General features: G+C 67.0%; 3 protein-coding genes. All 3 read right to left on the minus strand.

All coding sequences use genetic code 11. The features are described 5' to 3' along the window. Positions 1 to 596: ABC transporter ATP-binding protein (locus JOY90_RS37730; protein WP_291696167.1), on the minus strand; the 596-nt coding region annotated here is incomplete at its 3' end. Then, a complete protein-coding gene (locus JOY90_RS37735; protein WP_291696168.1) occupies positions 593 to 1,546 on the minus strand; it encodes a branched-chain amino acid ABC transporter permease in 954 nt (317 codons plus the stop codon). The genes JOY90_RS37730 and JOY90_RS37735, both read right to left, overlap by 4 nt. After that, positions 1,543 to 2,249, minus strand: a 707-nt coding sequence (locus JOY90_RS37740) for a branched-chain amino acid ABC transporter permease (RefSeq protein ID WP_291696169.1), incomplete at its 5' end; no start/stop codon positions are given. The genes JOY90_RS37735 and JOY90_RS37740, both read right to left, overlap by 4 nt.

Here is a 2,249-nt window from a genome sequence, read left to right on the forward strand (position 1 = left end):
ACCAGCGTGAGCTTTCGCTTCTCCCACAGGCCGCGCACCCGCTCGATCATGCGCCAGCGCTCCTCCGGGCCCATGCCGGCCGTCGGCTCGTCCAGCAGCAGCACTTTCGGCTCGAGCGCCAGCGCAATGGCGATGTCGAGCAGTTTCTGGTCGCCGTGGGAGAGGATCGCGGCCTCGACATGCGAAACCTTGGTCAGGCCTACCAGCTCCATCACCTCCTCGGCACGCTCGCGAACGCCGGGCGGCGGAAAACGGCGCGAGAGATTGCCCCACTGGCCGGCATGGGCGGTGACCGCGGCCATCAGGTTCTCCATGACCGTCATGGTCGGGAAGCAGCTCGCCACCTGGAACGCCCGCCCGATGCCGCGGTGCATCCGCTCGGCCTTGGAAAGGCGAAGGATGTCCGCTCCGTCGAGCAGCACCTCGCCAGAGTCGGCCGGGAATGCGCCGCTGATCAGGTTGAAGAAGGTGCTCTTGCCCGCGCCGTTCGGGCCGATCACCGCCGACAGCGATCCGGACGGAAAATCCAGCGACACGTTCTCGATGGCGTGCACGCCGCCGAAAGCCTTGGTGAGATGCCTGATCTCGAGCTTCATTTCGAGCGTCCCGGAAAGGTAAGCTTGAGGAAATCCAGCACGCCGCGGCGCAGGCCGACGGCGAAGGCAAGGATCACGAGCCCCAGAACCAGCCCGTGATATTCGGTGAAGCGCGTCACCACGTCGTTCAGCGCGAGCAGGATCATCGCGCCGAACACGGGCCCGAGGAAGCTGTAGATGCCGCCCAGCATCACGGCAAAGATCGCCTGGCCGGAATTCGGCCAGTCCGCGAGCTCGGGATAGGCGCCCGAGACGAACAGCGCGGCCAGCACGCCGCCGAGGCCCGCGAACGCGCCGGCGATGGTGAAGGCCCAGAGCCGGGCCCGCCACAGCACGACGCCGAGAAAGCTCGCGCGGTCCTCGTTGTCGCGGATCATGCGCAGCGTCTGGCCGAACGGGCTCATCGTGATGTGGCGCAGCGCCAGCAGGCCGAGCACGGCGACGACCGCGCAGAACTGGTAGAGATGAAGCTGCGAGGCGAGCTCGAAGCCGAAAATCTCCCGGCGCGGGATGCCGCCGCGCAGACCCTGGTCGCCGCCGGTGAGGCTCTGCCATGAGATGATGACGCTGAAGAACAGCATCTGGAACGCCAGCGTGATGAAGGCGAAATAGTCCGTCGAGAGGCGGACGCAGACGGCGCCGACGCCAAGCGCGCCAAGGGCCGTGAGCAACACCGCCAGCACGGCAGCGACGGGCAGCGGTAGCGCGGTCATCTGCATGGTCAGGGCGAAAGCATAGGCGCCGAGCCCATAGAACATGCCGTGGCCGAACGAGACCATGCCGGTGTTGCCGACCAAGAGGTTGAGCGAGGTCGCAAACAGCGCCATGGCGCTCAGGCGGATGACGAAATCCTCGAAAGCGGGGCTGCGATGAAACAGCGGGATCGCCAGCACGACGATCAGGGCAATGCCGGCGATCACCGCATCGCGCAAGGCGGGCTGCCGCTTCATGCGCGACGCCCGAACAGGCCCTGCGGGCGCAGGAGCAGGATGATGATCATCACGATGTAGATCAGCCCGTCGGTGAACTGGGGGAAGCCGATCGTGCCGAAGCCGCGAACCAGGCCGATCAGGAGCGCCGCGACCAGCGCACCCGCGATCGAGCCCATGCCGCCGATCACGGTGACGATGAAGCTCTCGATCAGGATCGAGAAGCCCATGCCGGGCGACAGCGAGCGCACGGGCGCCGCGAGCGCACCCGCGAGTCCGGCCAGCCCGCCGCCGACCGCGAACACGATCGCGAACAGCGCCGTGGTGTTGACGCCCAGCGCCGACACCATCTGCGGGTTGATCGCGGCGGCGCGCACCGTCTTGCCGAGCCGCGTCATCGACAGGCCGAGGCCGAGCACGATCGCGATCGCTGCTGCGATGCCGATCAGCACGGCGTAGAACGGCGGCACCACGCCGCCGGCGATGAACAGCGGCGGCACCTGGAAGGCCTGAGGCATTCCCATGGCGTGGAATTCCGGCCCCCACACGATCTTGACGACGTCGTCGAAGATCAAGACCACGGCGTAACAGACCAGGAGCTGCATCAGCACGTTGGAGCCGTAGACGCGGCTGATCAAAGCACGCTCGAACAGCACGCCGAACAGCGCCATCGCCAGCGTCCCCGACAGCACCGCGATGGCGTAACTGTCGGTCACGCCGAGCG

The sequence above is a fragment of the Bradyrhizobium sp. genome, assembly GCF_019242285.1.
Classification (GTDB): domain Bacteria; phylum Pseudomonadota; class Alphaproteobacteria; order Rhizobiales; family Xanthobacteraceae; genus Bradyrhizobium.